14 protein-coding genes are annotated in these 14,389 nt (G+C 71.7%); 3 read left to right on the forward strand and 11 right to left on the reverse strand.

Translation table 11 applies throughout. The annotated features are described in order from the left end of the window. Nucleotides 1–60 precede the first annotated feature (60 nt). Nucleotides 61–909, reverse strand: coding sequence for an oxidoreductase (locus AB0L00_RS06070; protein ID WP_364429095.1), 849 nt, complete (start codon nt 907–909; stop codon nt 61–63). Between the two features lie 79 nt (nt 910–988). Here AB0L00_RS06070 and AB0L00_RS06075 point away from each other — a divergent pair, with 79 nt between their 5' ends. Then, nucleotides 989–1,603, forward strand: coding sequence for a TetR/AcrR family transcriptional regulator (locus tag AB0L00_RS06075; RefSeq protein WP_364429098.1), 615 nt, complete (start codon nt 989–991; stop codon nt 1,601–1,603). Between the two features lie 51 nt (nt 1,604–1,654). Here AB0L00_RS06075 and AB0L00_RS06080 read toward each other — a convergent pair whose 3' ends face one another. Genes AB0L00_RS06080 through AB0L00_RS06090 form a run of 3 tightly spaced genes read right to left on the reverse strand, consistent with a single transcriptional unit; the run spans nt 1,655 to nt 4,713 of the window. Next, nucleotides 1,655–2,824, reverse strand: a complete 1,170-nt coding sequence (locus AB0L00_RS06080) for an FAD-dependent monooxygenase (RefSeq protein WP_364429100.1) — start codon at nt 2,822–2,824, stop codon at nt 1,655–1,657. A gap of 41 nt (nt 2,825–2,865) precedes the next feature. After that, on the reverse strand, nt 2,866–3,918 hold the full coding sequence (locus AB0L00_RS06085) for a dihydrodipicolinate reductase (protein ID WP_364429103.1): 1,053 nt from the start codon (nt 3,916–3,918) through the stop codon (nt 2,866–2,868). A gap of 15 nt (nt 3,919–3,933) precedes the next feature. After that, nucleotides 3,934–4,713: an SDR family oxidoreductase gene (locus AB0L00_RS06090; RefSeq protein WP_364429106.1), complete on the reverse strand. Its 780-nt coding sequence runs from the start codon at nt 4,711–4,713 to the stop codon at nt 3,934–3,936. 96 nt (nt 4,714–4,809) lie between these two features. Between AB0L00_RS06090 and AB0L00_RS06095 the strand changes: the two genes are divergently transcribed. Both AB0L00_RS06095 and AB0L00_RS06100 read left to right on the forward strand, forming a co-directional pair. Then, nucleotides 4,810–5,436 (forward strand): TetR family transcriptional regulator, encoded by a 627-nt coding sequence (locus AB0L00_RS06095; protein ID WP_364429108.1) that lies wholly within the window; start codon nt 4,810–4,812, stop codon nt 5,434–5,436. Between the two features lie 85 nt (nt 5,437–5,521). Beyond that, nucleotides 5,522–7,060, forward strand: coding sequence for an FAD-dependent monooxygenase (locus AB0L00_RS06100; protein WP_364429110.1), 1,539 nt, complete (start codon nt 5,522–5,524; stop codon nt 7,058–7,060). Here the strand turns inward: AB0L00_RS06100 and AB0L00_RS06105 are convergent, their stop codons facing one another. From AB0L00_RS06105 to AB0L00_RS06135, 7 genes are read right to left on the reverse strand one after another with little or no spacing between them, the layout of a single operon-like run. Continuing rightward, nucleotides 7,061–8,395, reverse strand: coding sequence for a mannitol dehydrogenase family protein (locus tag AB0L00_RS06105; protein ID WP_364429113.1), 1,335 nt, complete (start codon nt 8,393–8,395; stop codon nt 7,061–7,063). Nucleotides 8,396–8,418: 23 nt separating this feature from the next. Further along, on the reverse strand, nt 8,419–9,549 hold the full coding sequence (locus AB0L00_RS06110) for a UxaA family hydrolase (RefSeq protein WP_364429115.1): 1,131 nt from the start codon (nt 9,547–9,549) through the stop codon (nt 8,419–8,421). Between the two features lie 4 nt (nt 9,550–9,553). Next, on the reverse strand, nt 9,554–10,294 hold the full coding sequence (locus AB0L00_RS06115; RefSeq protein WP_364429118.1) for a 5-deoxy-glucuronate isomerase: 741 nt from the start codon (nt 10,292–10,294) through the stop codon (nt 9,554–9,556). After that, the gene (locus AB0L00_RS06120; protein WP_364429121.1) at nt 10,291–11,163 is read right to left on the reverse strand and encodes an ABC transporter permease subunit; all 873 of its coding nucleotides are present in this window, start codon (nt 11,161–11,163) and stop codon (nt 10,291–10,293) included. The genes AB0L00_RS06115 and AB0L00_RS06120 overlap by 4 nt, the downstream gene beginning before the upstream one ends. After that, nucleotides 11,160–12,086 carry a sugar ABC transporter permease gene (locus AB0L00_RS06125; RefSeq protein WP_345353937.1) on the reverse strand — a complete coding sequence of 309 codons (927 nt, stop codon included), beginning with the start codon at nt 12,084–12,086 and terminating at the stop codon, nt 11,160–11,162. Before AB0L00_RS06125 ends, AB0L00_RS06120 begins: the two co-directional genes overlap by 4 nt. Continuing rightward, nucleotides 12,087–13,175: an ABC transporter ATP-binding protein gene (locus AB0L00_RS06130; protein ID WP_345353938.1), complete on the reverse strand. Its 1,089-nt coding sequence runs from the start codon at nt 13,173–13,175 to the stop codon at nt 12,087–12,089. Beyond that, nucleotides 13,172–14,371: an extracellular solute-binding protein gene (locus AB0L00_RS06135; RefSeq protein WP_364429125.1), complete on the reverse strand. Its 1,200-nt coding sequence runs from the start codon at nt 14,369–14,371 to the stop codon at nt 13,172–13,174. Before AB0L00_RS06135 ends, AB0L00_RS06130 begins: the two co-directional genes overlap by 4 nt. Between the last annotated feature and the right edge of the window lie 18 nt (nt 14,372–14,389).

A 14,389-nucleotide genomic window follows, 5' to 3' on the forward strand; every position in this document is an offset into this window, starting at 1 on the left:
GCGTGTGAAAGCAGGACGGCCCCGGTGCCCGGAAGGCCGTCCGAGGCGCCGATGGAGGCGCTAGGCGATCTGGTGGCCGTCCGCAAAGTCGGTTGAGTGGGACAGCTCCTCCCAGGTGTCCAGGTCCTTGTCCAGGTCCGCTCGTGCCGCGCGTACGAGGCGCAACGCGTCGGAGCCGAGCACCAGATGGGCGGGCGGGTCGGGCTCGTCGAGGATGCGCAGGACGGCCGCCGCCGCCTTATCGGGGTCGCCGAGCTGGTTCCCGCTGGCCGCCTGCCGGGCCGCGCGGATCGGCTTGAAGATCTCGTCGTAGTCGGGAATGCTGCGCGGCACGCGGATCATCGAGCGTCCGGCCCAGTCGGTGCGGAAGGACCCGGGTTCGATGGCGGTGACATGGATGCCGAACCCGATGACCTCCTTGCCGACCGCTTCGAGGATGCCTTCGAGCGCGTACTTGCTGCCGCAGTACGCCGAGACGCCGGGGAAGCCGGCCAGGCCGCCCATCGAGGTCACGGCGAGGATGTGCCCGCGTCGGCGCTCGCGCATGTACGGCAGGACTGCCCGTACGGTGGCGGCGGCGCCGAACACGTTGACCTCGAACTGGGCGCGGAGCTCGCTCAGCGGCGTCTCCTCGAAGGTCCCCTCCACGCCGTAGCCGGCGTTGGCGATCAGTACGTCGATGGTGCCGACGGAGGCCTCCACGTCCTCCACCACGGAGTGGACCGCAGCCTCGTCGGTGACGTCGAGGAGGCGTGCGTGGGCGCGTTCGGGACTCAGGGCCGCGAACTCTTCCGCATCGGCCTGCTTGCGCACCGTCCCGACGACGGTGTGACCGGCCCGGAGGGCGCCGGAGGCGAAGGCGCGCCCCAGACCGCTACTGACCCCGGTGATCAGGAATGTCTTGTCCATGACCCTCACTCTACACAACGTTGAATTTTCTCTGCACTACGCAGATTACGGTAGTCTTTCGATGGTCAGGGAGGAGACAATGAGCAGGCGAGCTGGCGTTCCGAGCAAGGGGGACCGGCGGGAGCAGGCGCTCCTCGACGCGGCGGAGGTACTCCTTGAACAGACCGGCCTGGAGCGGATGACGGTCGATGCGATCGCCCGGGGGGCCGGCATCTCCCGCGGATCGATGTACTTCTACTTCGGCTCCAAGCACGAGGTGCTCGCGGCGCTGGTCCGCCGCACGATGGCCGAGATCCGCAAGGAGGCATCGATCACCGCCGACGACCTGGCGTCCTCGCCGGTCGTCGCCATGGAGCGGGCGGTCAAGAGCGTCGAGAAGATGTGGCGCGACCACGGCACGGTGATGCGCGCCGCCGTCGAGTACGGCACCGTCCACTCTGACATCGGCACCGCGTGGGACGAGACCGTGGAGCTGTTCGCCGCGACGATGCGCGGCGTCCTCGCACGTGCGGGCGTGCCCGACGGGGACGGGCCGCAGGAGGCCACGGCCCTGGCCCGCGCCCTGTGCTGGATGACCGAGCGGACCTTCTACCAGGTTTCCCGCTCCTCCGATGATCAGTTGGCACGGGCCGTCGAGACGTCCATCGAGGTCTGGCGCCGGATCATGACGGCTACCGCGCCTCCGGAGGGCTGAGCCGGAGGCGCGGGCGCCGATTCCGGTTGGCTCAGTCGGGCCGGAAGGTCATCAAAAGGGGAGGCGGGAGGTCCAGTCGAGCAGGTGCGGCAGATCCGCGTCCCCACCACTCGGTGACGGGCGGGACGCCTCTCCGCCTCCTCCGGAGTCGGCGCGTACCGGCCGGGCGCCGGTCATGCGGGCGCTGGCGGCGATGTTCTCGTCCGTCCGCGGCCGCCGCAGCCCCTCGTACGCCGTCAGCGCCGCGTCGATCGTGCCGGCGTCGCGCAGCGCCTTGGCCAGCACGACCGCGTCCTCCATCGCCATCGAGGCGCCCTGACCGGTCGCGGGCGACGCGGCGTGGGCGGCGTCGCCGATGATCAGCATTCTGCGGGTGTGCCACGGTCCGACGGCCGGGAGGTCGTGGGCGTTGGTCGCCATGAGCCGGTCACCGGTCGCCGCGACGATGTCCGCGGCAGGCGTGGCGTCCGGGTGCAGGAGCGGAAGGAGCTCCGCCTTCCAGCGCTCGGCCGTGCCCGCCGCGATCTCCTCGGCCGGCAGCTCCGCACCCGTGACCCGGGCGAACCAGTAGGTGGTCCCGTTCGGCGACACCGCGTACCCGAACGCGGCCTCGCTCCCCCGCACCATCTCGAACGTTCCCGGCCGCTCCGCGCGCGGCGCCTCGGCGGCGTACCCGTAGAAGACGCGCTGACCCGCGTAACGGCGCGGCGCGGCGGCCGGATCGATCAGTCTTCGCAGGGTGGAGTTCAGCCCGTCGGCGCCGATCAGCAGATCGCCACGGGCGGTGCCGCCGTCACCGAACCGCGCGGTGACGCCGGTGGCGTCCTCGGCCGCGGCGACCAGCCGCTTCCCGTGCCGGATCGGGATCCCCCGGCGCAGCGCCTCGGCGCGCAGCACCGCACAGAGCTCCGCGCGGAGCAGGCAGCGGTAACGGGTCAGGGGATCGTCGTGCCCGCCCAGCGGCCGGACGGCGATCTCGGCTCCCGTGCCGTCGGTCAGGCGCAGAGCGGTGAGCGGGAACCCGGCCTCGGCGACCGGCCGGGCGGCGTCGAGCTGCGCCAGGGCGACCATCCCGTTGCTCGCCAGCGTGAGGAACGCGCCGATGTCCGCGTCGGCGACCGGATGCGCCTCGTACACAGTGACCTCGAACCCGGCCTTGCCGAGGGCCAGCGCCGCCGTCAGCCCGCCGACGCCCCCGCCGGCGATCACGATCGATGTCATCCCCATATCTCCGTCCCCGCCCGACCACTCCCGCACATTACTCAGACGACGAGGCCCCGGCCGGTGATCAGGGGAAGGTCGAGGGCGGTGAGGAGGCCCGGGGCGGCCTGGACGACCGTCGGGACGGCGTTGACGAGGCGCATCGCGGTGGCCTTGAGGCCGGCCGTGTTGTGGTCGCCGTCGGTGCCGAGAAGTTGCAGGTCGACGGTGTAGTTCGGCTCGCCGCGCACCTCGACGCGGTAGCAGCCCTTGCCCGCCGGCCGCGGCCAGTCGGGGGCCAGGTCGTCGCGCAGCCGGGTGACGTGTTCCAGCACGATGACCGGGCGACCGCCGCGCATCCCGCGCAGCTCGAAGCGCAGCGCGGCGGCGGTGCCCTTCTCGATCCGGCCGGCGTCGACGTCGAACGCCTCCGGGGCGGGCAGACGGGTGTGCCACTCCTCCAGGCCGTCCAGCTCGACGTCGAGACCGGCGGCGAGCTGGCGGACGACGCTGCCCCAGGCGAGGGACAGCACGCCCGGCTGGAGCAGCATCGGCACGTCGTCCATCGGGCGGCCGAAGCCCATGATGTCGAAGAGCACGGTGGCCTGGTCGTACGTCGCGTAGTTGAGGATCTCCAGGCAGCGCACCTCGGTGATGCGCTCGCTGATGCTCGTGACGGTGAGCGGCAGCCAGTCGTTGGCGAAGCCGGGGTCGACGCCGTTCACCCAGATCGAGACGCCGCCGTCGAGGGCGGCCTGCCGGATCGGCGAACCCATGGCCTCGTCGGGGAACTGCAGGAAGACGGGACTGGACGAGACGACGTTGACGCCCGCGCGGAGGACGCGCTGCAGGTCGTCGAGGGCCTCGGCGAGCCGTACGTCGGCCATGGACGTGTAGACGACGCAGTCGGGCCGGAGGGCGAGGACGGCGTCGGCGTCGTTCGTGGCGGTCACGCCGAGCGGGCCGATCCCGGCCAGCTCTCCGGCGTCCTTGCCCACTTTGGCCGGGTTGGAGACCCAGACTCCCGCGAGTTCCAGGTCGGGGCGGGCGGTGACGCCGATCAACGCGTTACGGCCGACGTTCCCGGTACCCCACAGCACCACGCGATACGTCATCCGGCCACTCCTTCTCTACAGGTCGGGCAGGCCGAGGTCCAGGGTCGGCTGGTCGGTGCCGCCGTCGACCTCGAGGACGCGGCCGGTGACGAACGCGCCCGCGGGCGAGGCGAGGTAGAGCACGGCCGCGGCGATGTCCTTTGGGTCGCCGATGCGACCGAGCGGGGTGTTGTTCTCCACGGTCGTCCGCAGCTCGTCGTTGCCGGTCACGATCTCCAGTGCGGACGTGGCGACCGCGCCGGCGGCGATCCCGTTGACGCGGATCCGCGGCGCCAGGTCACGCGCCGCCATCCGGGTGTAGTGCGCCAGCGCCGCCTTGACCGTGCCGTACGCCAGGAAGCCGCGGCCGGTGACGCGGCCCATCACCGAGGAGATGTTGACGACGGCGCCCTCGGTCATGTGCGGCACGGCCGCGCGGGTCAGGGCGTGCGCGATGCCGACATTGAAGTGGAACGCCTCGGCCAGGAACTCGTCGGTCGTGTCGAGGAACGCCTGCGGCAGGGTGCCGCCGACGTTGTTCACCACCACGTCGATCCGGCCGAACGCCTCGGCCGCCGTCGCGGCCAGCCCGGCGGCGGCCGTCAGGTCGGTGAGATCGGCGGGCACGACGACCGCCCGCCGCCCGGCGTCCTCGATCTCGCGGGCGACCTTGCGGAGCTGGTCCTCGCTGCGGGCGGAGACGAGCACGTCGGCGCCGGCCTGGGCGAGCGCGACCGCGGTCGCGGCCCCGATCCCGCGTCCGGCGCCCGTCACGATCGCGGCCCGGTCGGTCAGTCGGAAACGATCGAGGATCACGACGCGAGCCTAAGCAGAACTAGAACCCGTTTCAATACCAAAATCTTGCCAAGACGGCATCTTTTCCAATTCGGCAAGATTAGCTACGCTGACCGCATGGTCGATGGCGAAGGGGCTCCCCTGGGGCTGCGGGAACGGAAGAAGCGGGAGACGCGTGCGGCGTTGAGCTGGGCGACGATCCGCCTGAGCGTCGAGCGCGGCTGGGACGCGGTGACGATCGAGGACATCACCGCCGAGGCGAACGTCTCCGTCCGCACCTTCCGCAACTATTTCTCCAGCAAGGCCGAGGCGTTCACCGCCTGGCACCTCGACCGGATGCTGCGCGTCGCGGACGACCTGCGGGCCCGCCCGGCGGACGAGCCGCTGCGCGAGGCGATCACCCAGGTGGTCCGGGCGCGGTTCACTCCGGGGGCCGGCGAGGGCGGGCAGCCGCCCAGCCGGGAGTGGGTCGACGGCATCCGCCTCATGCTCACCGAGCCCGACGTGCAGGGCGAGTTCCTCAAGGCCAACATGATCATCCAAGGCGAGCTGGCCAAGGCGATCGCCGAACGGACCGGCACGGACGCGGACCGCGACGTCTACCCGGCCCTCGTCGCCGGCGTGACCGGAACGGCCGCCACGGTCGCCATCGACCACTGGCTGCGCGCCGACTCCTCCGTCCCGGTCGCCCGGTTGATGAACGAGGTGTTCGACCGTCTCTGGGCCGGCCTGCCCGTCCCCTGATCCCCTCCCTTCGACAGCCCGCGCCGCCGCGAAGCGCCGGTGGCCGCCGGGCCATCCCGTCATGCCCTTCGACAGGAGAACTCTGATGATCAACGACGTCGTCATCGCCGGCGCCGGCCCGAACGGCCTGATGCTGGCGTGCGAGCTCGGCCTCGCCGGACTGCGCCCGATCGTGCTGGAGCGGCTGCCGCAGCCGAGCACGGAGCCCCGCGCGAACGGCCTGGTCGGCCAGGTCGTGCGCGCGCTCGACCGCCGTGGCCTGTACGAGCGCCTCAGCGGGAGCGAGGAACCGCCGGTGCCCGTCCCCGGGTACGTCTTCGGCGCGCTGCCCCTGGACCTGAGCACTCTGGAGGACAACCCGATCCACCTGCTGCCGGTGCCTCAGGTCCGCATCGCGCAGGTCCTCGCGGAGCGCGCGGTCGAGCTCGGCGCGGAGATCCGGTACGGCCACGGCCTCGTCGACCTCGAGCAGGACGACGAGGCTGTCACCGCCACGATCGCGGGGCCGGACGGCTCCTACCGGATCCGCGCCCGGTACCTGGTCGGCGCGGACGGCGGACGCAGCGTGACACGGAAGCTGTCCGGCATCGGGTTCCCGGGCGTGAGCAGGGACGACAGCGTCTCCCGTACCGTGACCGCCTACCCGCCCGCCGCGTGGGTGGACCCGGCGACCGGGACCCTGGACGTCCCCGGCTACGGGGTCATTCCGCCCTTCCTGCACCACCGCACCGAGCGCGGGCTCTTCGTCTTCGCGCCGTTCCCGAGCCGGGAGCCGTTGGTCACCACGTTGGAGTGGGAGAAACCCGAGGCCGAGACCGACCCCATGACGCTGGCGGAGATGCGGGAGAGCATCAAGCGGGTGCTCGGCGTCGACATGCCGCTCGAGCCGCCGAAGGGCGACGGACCCCCCACGCTGCGCCGGTTGACCGGCGGGAACACGCGCGTGGCCGAGCGGTTCCGCGACCGGCGGGTGCTCCTGGTCGGCGACGCGGCGCACGTGCACTCCTCCATCGGCGGGCCGGGGCTCAACCTCGGTCTGCAGGACACCGTGAACCTCGGCTGGAAGCTCGCCGCCGAGCTCCGCGGGCAGGCCCCGGCGGGGCTGCTCGACACGTACGAGACCGAACGGCGGCCCGCCGCCGAGCGCGTCGTCATGCACACGCAGGCGCAGTCCACGCTGATCGCCCCCGGCAGTGCGGTCACCGCGCTGCGCGAGCTGTTCGGCGAGCTGCTCCGCGACCCGGCCAACGTGAAGCGCGTCGCGGAGATGATGGCCGGCGCGGACCTCCGCTACGACATGGGCGTACGCGACGCGCACCCCCTCGTCGGACGGTGGGCGCCGGACCTGACGCTGCGCACGGCCACGGGGACGGTGCGGCTGGCGGAGCTGGCCCGATCCGGGCGGCCCATGCTGCTGGACCTGACCGAGGACGCCTCCCTCGGGCAGGCGGTGTCCGCCGACCGGATCGACATCGTCACCGCGCGCGCGGACGGTCCCGAGCCGCCGGCCACCGCCCTGCTCCTGCGGCCGGACTGCTACGTCGCCTGGGCGTCGGCCGCCGCCCGCCCGGACGCCGCCGAACTGGACGGACTGCGCGCGGCCGTACGGCGCTGGTTCGGCTGATCAGTACGGCGAGCCGCCCGCGGTCAGCTCGGTCAGGTGCTCGACGAGCAGGTCGCGGAAGACGCGGAACTCGCGGAGGTCCGGCCCGAACACCTCGGTGATCCCCAGGAGCGCGTCGACCACCTCGTCCGGCCGGCCCGCCCGGGAGACGGCCATGCGCAGGTGGTCGGCGAGCGGGTCGTCGAGCTCCTTCGCGGTCCAGACGTGCCGCATCCACGCCGCGACGGCCAGCGCGGCCCAGCGAGGCTCGGCACCGGCCGCGAGGCGGTCGCGGACGACGCCGAGCAGCCGCTGCGGGAGCTTCTGCGAGCCGTCCATCGCGATCTGCGCGGTCCGGTGCCGCAGCGCCGGGTTGGCGAACCGGGTGAGCAGCGACGTCTTGTACTCCTCCAGGTCGAAGCCGGCCGGCACGGTGAGGGTCGGGGTGGCGTCCTCGTCCATGTAGCGGCGCACGGCGTCGCCCAGCGCGTCCACCGCCTCGGCGACGTACTCGAACCGCGAGCCGAGGTAGGCCAGCATCGAGTGGGAGCCGTTGAGCAGCCGGAGCTTCATCAGCTCGTACGGCGCGACGTCGCCGGTGAAGATCGCGCCGGCCTTGTCCCAGGCGGGACGGCCCGCCGCGAAGGAGTCCTCGATCACCCACTGCGTGAACGGCTCGGTCACGACGACGCCGTGGTCGCGGACGCCGAGCAGGCGCTCGGCCTCGTCCAGGTCCGCAGGCGTGGTCGCGGGCACGATCCGGTCGACCATCGTCGCCGGGAACGCCGTGGCACAGGTGATCTTCACGCCCGCGCGCTCGGCGTACTCCTCGACCAGGCCGCGCAGCGTCGCACCGTTGGCGGTCAGGTTGTCGCAGCACAGGACGGTCACCGGCGCCTCCCGCCGGGACAGGCCCCGGACGAGCCGGCCGAGCACCGTGCGCGGCTCGCGGCCGGTGAGGTCGAGGCAGATCTCCGGGTCGTCCATCCGCAGCCGCCCGGTGGCCGGGTCGTGCCGGTAGCCCTTCTCCGTCACGGTCAGCGAGACGATCCGCACGGCCGGATCGGCGATGCGCTCGACGGTCGCGTCGCCGGTGCGCACCTCCCGTACCGCGCCGATGATCCGAGCCGACACGCCCTCGGGGCCGCGTTCGAGCACGCTGTACAGCCCGTCCTGCGGAGCCAGTTGGTCGACCACGGTCGCGCTGCGCTGGGTGATCCCGCAGATCCCCCAGCCGTCACCGGCGTCCTCGGTGTAGACCGCCTGGTGCGCCCGGTGGAACGCGCCGATGCCCAGGTGCACGATCCCCACCGACGACGGCACCGGCCGCGGCCGGGTCGTCAGGGACAGCCGCATGGTGTCCTCCCGTTGATCCGTGTTCACATGACCGCCCCGATCTGCCAGGGCGCGAAGTCGTCGTCGCCGAAGCCGAGCTCCTCGCCGGCCGTCCTGCGGCCCGAGGCGACCTCCAGCACCAGCCGGAACAGCCGTTCGCCGGTCACCGAGCCGTCGGACAGGTCGAGGTCCAGGTCCTCGGGCAGCGCCCGGTACGCCGCGCCGGTCGCGGCCAGGTTCAGGCCGGGCGCCGGGCGGCAGCCGTCGGCCGGCCCGCCGCCGGTCGTGCGGCACATGACGGTCGCGCCGCCCGCGACCTGCCCGGTCGCGGAGACCTCGGGCCGCCCCGGCGTGTCCATGAAGACGAGCCCGCGCTCGGTGACGGCCTCGGCATACTCGTGGACCGCGGTCAGCGGCGACGTGCCGCCCTTGGCGACCGCCTGCTCCGGCGCGGCCGGGGAGATCCCGGCGTACCGGTCCCACCAGCGGACCCGTTCGACGAGCCGCGCGCCGACCTCCGGAGAGACGGCGCGGCCCGCGAGCAGGCGCTCCGCGCCGTACAGCTGCGGCGTCCCGGCCAGGATCGCGGTCCCGCCGTGCCGTACGAGCAGGTCGACCGCCGCGCCGAGCACCGCGTTCCCGGGGCCGCCCGTGCCGGTGTCGGCCAGGCCGAGGACGAGTTCGGCGGCCGGCACCGGGACGCGCTCGACGCGGTTCGCCCCCGGCAGCAGGTCGCGGATCAGCTCGACGCCGCGTCGTACGGTCGCCGCCGTGCCGCCCATCTCCTGGATCGTCATCGTCGGCGTGCCCTCGGGCAGGTCGAACCCGGTGAGCTGGGCGACCTCGCAGCCGAGGCCGACCACGAGCAGGGCGGCGAAGTTCGGGTGCCGCGCGTAGCCGTTCAGGGTGCGCCGCAGCAGCCGGATGCCGTCGCCGTCGGCGGCCATCCCGCACCCGGTGCCGTGCGTGAGCGCCACGACGCCGTCCACGTTCGGGAACTCCTCCGCGAGGGCCGCCGACCGGCTCGCGATCATCTTCGCGACCGTCGCGGAGCAGTTCACCGACGTGAGGATGCCGAGGTGGTTACGGGTGCCGACCCGGCCGTCCGGGCGGACGATCCCCAGGAAGGACGCGCCCTCCCCCGGGTCTGCGGCATCCGCACGCCGAGCATCCATGCGATCAGCCGTTCTGCACCCAGGCGTGCTCGGGGTCGAGGTACGGGATCATCTGCCGGCCCTGCCCCGCCATGACCCACAGATAGCAGAGCGAGTAGCCGGGCGCCGCGACGACCGGGTGGTAGCCGGCCGGGATCGCCGCCACGTCGCCGTCGCGGACGGTGAAGCACTCCTCGCCCTCGCCGTCGTAGCGGAGCTGAATGCCGAAGCCGTTCTCCGGCTCCAGCTTGAACAGGTAGACCTCCTCGAGCCTGACCTCGCGGGGCGGCTCGTGGGTGTCGTGCTTGTGCGGCGGGTAGCTGGACCAGTTCCCCGGCGGGTTGATCGTCTCACCGAGCAGCAGCCGGCCGGCGGAGTCACCGGGGCCGAGGATCGTCCGGACCGTACGGGACCAGTTGCCCTCGCCGCGCTCGGCGATCTCCTGGTCGTCCGGGCCGATGATCCGCGCCTCGCCCGGCGTGCCGTCGCCCAGCGGGGCGGTCGCGATGACGATCTGCGCCGGTCCGCCGGTCGCCCGGAACGTCAGCGGGTGTCCCGGCGGGGCGTACACCGTGTGGCCGGGACCGTCGAACACACCGCTGCGGCCGCCGGCCGTGCCCAGCCCGTCGACGTCGACGACGCCCGACAGGACGACCGCGGCGACCTCCTCGTCGCGGTTCAGCTCCAGGGTCTCGCCCTCGGCCAGGTCGGCCAGGCCGAGGCCGATCAGCTCGGTGTCCTTGCCCGGGGTCAGCAGGGTCTTCAATCTCTCTCCTTGATCTGGGTGACCAGCTGGGTGGGGTTGACGAAGCGCAGTGCCGCGACGAGCAGCACCAGCATGGACAGGGTGTAGATGACCGCCATCGCGTCGATCTCCTGCTGCGCGCGGATGCCCGCGGCCGAGACCGAGTAGTACAGCGCGACGACGAGGGTCTGGCTGTCCGCCCCGGCGGTGAGGAACGTCAGCTCGAACATGCCCACCGTACGCACGAGCACGAGGATCGCGGCGGCCAGCATGCCGGGGATCAGCAGCGGGCCGAGGATCCGCGTGAAGATGACCCGGGTCTTGGCGCCGCACATGCGGGCGGCCGCCTCGATCTTCGGGTCGATCTGCTCGATGAACGGCGTCATGACGAGGATGACGAACGGCACCGCGGGCACGAGGTTGGCCAGGATGACGCCGCTCAGCCTCCCGGCCAGATGGAACTTGTAGAGCACGGTGGCCAGCGGCACGCCGTACGTGATCGGCGGGATGAGGATCGGCAGCAGGAACGCCACCATCAGCACCCGTTTGCCGGGGAAGTTCCGGCGGGCCAGCGCGTACGCGGCCGGGACGCCGACCAGAACGGAGACCACCACGACGGCGAGCGCGACCTCCAGCGTCACGGTGAGGACGCCGCCGAGGTCGAACTCCCGCCACGTCGCGCCGTACCAGTGGGTCGTCCAGCCCTTCGGCAGCCAGCCGCCGAACCACTTCCTGCCGAAGGAGTCGACGACGACCGCGCCGACGACGCCGAGCAGGATGAGCAGGAAGAAGACGACGGAGCCCCACACGATCCAGGCTCCGGGCCGTAGCGCGATCCGCCGCGGCGCCTTCTCCTCGGCCGCGGGCGGCGCTTCCATGACAGCGGTCATCCCTTGCCTCCCGTCGCTCCGCGGTACAGGCGGGCGCGCCAGCCGAGGACGAGGCCGATCACGATCAGCTCGACGGCGCCCATGATCATCGCGATGGCCGAGGCCATGGAGTAGTCGTACTGCTCGAAGGCGGCGTGGAAGGCGGCGATCGAGATCACCCGTGTCTGCCGCGCGGGCTCCCCGACCATGATCGCCGAGGGGAACACCGAGAAGGCCAGCACGAACGACAGGCAGAACGTGATGGCCAGACCCGGCGCCAGCAGCGGCAGCGTGATGTGCCGGAACCGCTGGAACCAGCCCGCCCCGAGCGTCGAGGCGGCCCGTTCCAGCGTCGGGTCGATCCCGGTCAGGTACGACAGGGTCAGCAGGAAGGCGAAGGGAAACCCGGTGATGACCAGCGAGAAGACGACGCCCCAGTAGTTGTGCGTGAGGCGCACCGGGTGGTCGACGATCCCGAGGTCCAGCAGGATCCGGTTCAGCCAGCCCGTCGGGCCCATGAAGGCCAGCAGGCCCTCCGCCGTCAGCACCGTGCCGAGCGTGATCGGCACCACGAGGATCGTGGTGATGGTCCGCTTGCCGCGGAACCTCCCGCGCATCCGGTACGCGATCGGCACCGAGGCCAGCACGTTGAACAGGGCGGCCGGCAGGCCGATCTTCAACGTCGTCCAGATCGTGTCGCGCAGGTACGGATCGGCGAAGAACAGCCGGTAGTCCGCGAACGGCCCGGTGCCGTACTTGTTCGCCGCGTCCGACCCGGCCTGCGGCTGGAACGACAGCTGCAGGCCGTACACGAACGGGTAGATGAACAGCGCGACCACGAACACGACTGCGGGCAGCAGGAGCAGCAGCGTACGGTCGAGGCCGCGTTCGGCGAGCCGGTGCCGCAGCGAGATCCGCGGCGACGCGACGGCCGGCGCCGCCACCTACGCCACCTCCTCGGGCGCCGCCGGGCTCTCCGCGGCGAACACCAGCACCCGCTCCGGCGGCACCGACACCGTCACCCGGTCGCCGGGCGCGAGGCGCGTCCCGGCCCGCAGGTGCAGGTCGACGCCGTCGTCGGTACGGGCCTGGATCGCCTGCTCGCGGCCCTGGTACTCCACGACCTCGACGGTGACCTCGGTGGCGTTCGGGCCGTCGCCGACCGTGAAGTCCTCGGGCCGGATCGCGGCGACCGCCCGCTCGCCGAGGTCGTCGCGCCGTACGCCGGTGAGCCCGCCGCCGAACCCGTCCAGCACGACGGTCTTCTCGTTGACCTGCGAGACGGGCAGCTCCAGCTCGTTGCGGTAGCCCATGAAGCCGGCGACGAACCGGTTGGCCGGCTCGGTGTAGACCTCCTCGGGCGAGCCGATCTGCTGCACCGTGCCCTTACGGAGCAGGACGAGCCGGTCGGCCAGGGAAAGCGCTTCCTCCTGGTCGTGCGTGACGTAGATGGTGGTCAGTCCCAGCGTCTGGTGGATGCGCTTGATCTCGGTGCGCATCTCCAGCCGCAGCTTCGCGTCGAGGTTCGACAGGGGCTCGTCCATCAGGACCAGCGGCGGTTCGAGGACGATCGCGCGGGCGATCGCGACCCGCTGCTGCTGGCCGCCGGACAGCTGTCCCGGGAACTTGTCCGCGTGCTCCTCCAACTGGACGAGTCCGAGGGCCTCGTCCACCCGGCGCCGCGCGTCGGCCTTGGGGACCTTGGCCATGCGCAGGCCGAAGCCGATGTTCGAGCGCACCGACATGTGCGGGAACAGCGCGTAGTTCTGGAACACCATGCCGAAGCCGCGCTGCTCCGGCTGCAGGGTGTCGATCCTCCGGTCGTCCAGGGTGATCGTGCCGCCGGTCAGCGGCAGCAGCCCGGCCAGGCAGTTCAGCGCGGTGGACTTGCCGCAGCCGGACGGGCCGAGCAGGGCGACGAACTCCCCGCCCGTGATCGTCAGGTCGAGCCCGTCCAGGGCCCGTACGCCCCCGAACGCGCGGCTCACCTGGTCGAGCCGCAGTTCCGAGATCTTGGTCGACGGCCGGCTCACTTGTGCACCTTGCCGCCACCGACGGTCCGGTCCCACTGGTCGAACGCCGTGACCTGCTGCTTGGCGGGCAGGGACGTCTCCTTGGGGAACTGGGCGATCCACCTGTCGTAGTCCGGCCGCCCGAACTGCTGGATGACCTGCTGCGACTTGGCGGGGGCCATGGAGACGGTCACGCCGTTCACCGCCGGGCCGGGGTAGAAGTAGCCGGTGTCGTACGCCTTGGCCTGCTGCTGCGGGGTGAGCATCCACTTCATGAGCTGGATGTCCGCGGAGATCACGTCGGCGGACACGCCGCTCGGGATGGTGGCGTACTGCGCGTCCGTCACCCAGTGCATGCCCTTGAGGTAGGTGACCTTGTCGCCGGCCGGCACCTGGCCGAGCGCGCGCGGGTTGATGTCCCAGCCGGTGGTGGTGGCGATCATGTCGGCCGACCCGTTGGCCAGGTTGGTCATGGTCTCGGAGGTCTTCGAGGGGTAGTAGTCGACGTACTTGCCGAGCTCCGACAGGTAGTTCCAGGTCTTGGTCCAGCCGCCCTGCGGGTCCTTGGGGTTCGAGTCACCGAGGAGGTACGGCAGGCCCATCAGGAACGTACGGCCGGGGCCGGAGTTGGCGGGCCGGGCGTACTGGAACTTCTTCGGGTGCGCCTTCGCCCAGGCGAGCAGCTCGTCGGCGGTCGTCGGCGGGTTGGGCACCTTCTGCGGGTTGTACTCGATGAGCGGGCCGGACGGGTAGTACACGAGCTCGACGCCGTGCCCCTGCGCCAGCTCCTGCATCTTGGCGGCCGGCTCCAGGTAGTTCGGGTTCCCGATGCGGCCGGAGTAGTCGTCGGTCTTGACCCACAGGTTCTGATCGACGCCCGCGGACAGGCCGTCGGTGCCGGTGAGGACGAGGCCGATCTGCACCTGACCGGCGCTCTGCTGCGCCTTGATCTTGCCGGGCAGCTCCGGGGCGGTGGCCTTCGTGTAGGTGACCTTCTTGATCACCTTGGGGTGCGTCTTGACGAACTCGTCGATCATGCCCTGGGTGAGCTGCAGGTTGCCCGCGACGTCGATGATGTTGAGAGTCACCGGGTTCTTCGGGTTGTCGGGCACCTTGTCCGGCGTGACCGCCTTGGCCCCGCCCCCCGAGTTCGGCGAACCGCACGCGCTCACCGTGAGGACGAACGCCGTCGCGAGGCACCATTTCTTACCGCGCATGAGGGATCTTCCTTCCGA

The organism is Actinoallomurus sp. NPDC052308 (assembly GCF_040679195.1).
GTDB lineage: Bacteria > Actinomycetota > Actinomycetes > Streptosporangiales > Streptosporangiaceae > Actinoallomurus > Actinoallomurus liliacearum.

What these genes read in the sequence shown, in the direction of transcription:
- AB0L00_RS06070 (WP_364429095.1), bottom strand. Translation starts at nt 909, where the DNA reads ATGGACAAGACATTCCTGATCACCGGGGTCAGTAGCGGTCTGGGGCGC.
- AB0L00_RS06075 (WP_364429098.1), top strand. Translation starts at nt 989, where the DNA reads ATGAGCAGGCGAGCTGGCGTTCCGAGCAAGGGGGACCGGCGGGAGCAG.
- AB0L00_RS06080 (WP_364429100.1), bottom strand. Translation starts at nt 2,824, where the DNA reads ATGACATCGATCGTGATCGCCGGCGGGGGCGTCGGCGGGCTGACGGCG.
- AB0L00_RS06085 (WP_364429103.1), bottom strand. Translation starts at nt 3,918, where the DNA reads ATGACGTATCGCGTGGTGCTGTGGGGTACCGGGAACGTCGGCCGTAAC.
- AB0L00_RS06095 (WP_364429108.1), top strand. Translation starts at nt 4,810, where the DNA reads ATGGTCGATGGCGAAGGGGCTCCCCTGGGGCTGCGGGAACGGAAGAAG.
- AB0L00_RS06100 (WP_364429110.1), top strand. Translation starts at nt 5,522, where the DNA reads ATGATCAACGACGTCGTCATCGCCGGCGCCGGCCCGAACGGCCTGATG.
- AB0L00_RS06105 (WP_364429113.1), bottom strand. Translation starts at nt 8,395, where the DNA reads ATGCGGCTGTCCCTGACGACCCGGCCGCGGCCGGTGCCGTCGTCGGTG.
- AB0L00_RS06110 (WP_364429115.1), bottom strand. Translation starts at nt 9,549, where the DNA reads ATGGATGCTCGGCGTGCGGATGCCGCAGACCCGGGGGAGGGCGCGTCC.
- AB0L00_RS06120 (WP_364429121.1), bottom strand. Translation starts at nt 11,163, where the DNA reads ATGACCGCTGTCATGGAAGCGCCGCCCGCGGCCGAGGAGAAGGCGCCG.
- AB0L00_RS06135 (WP_364429125.1), bottom strand. Translation starts at nt 14,371, where the DNA reads ATGCGCGGTAAGAAATGGTGCCTCGCGACGGCGTTCGTCCTCACGGTG.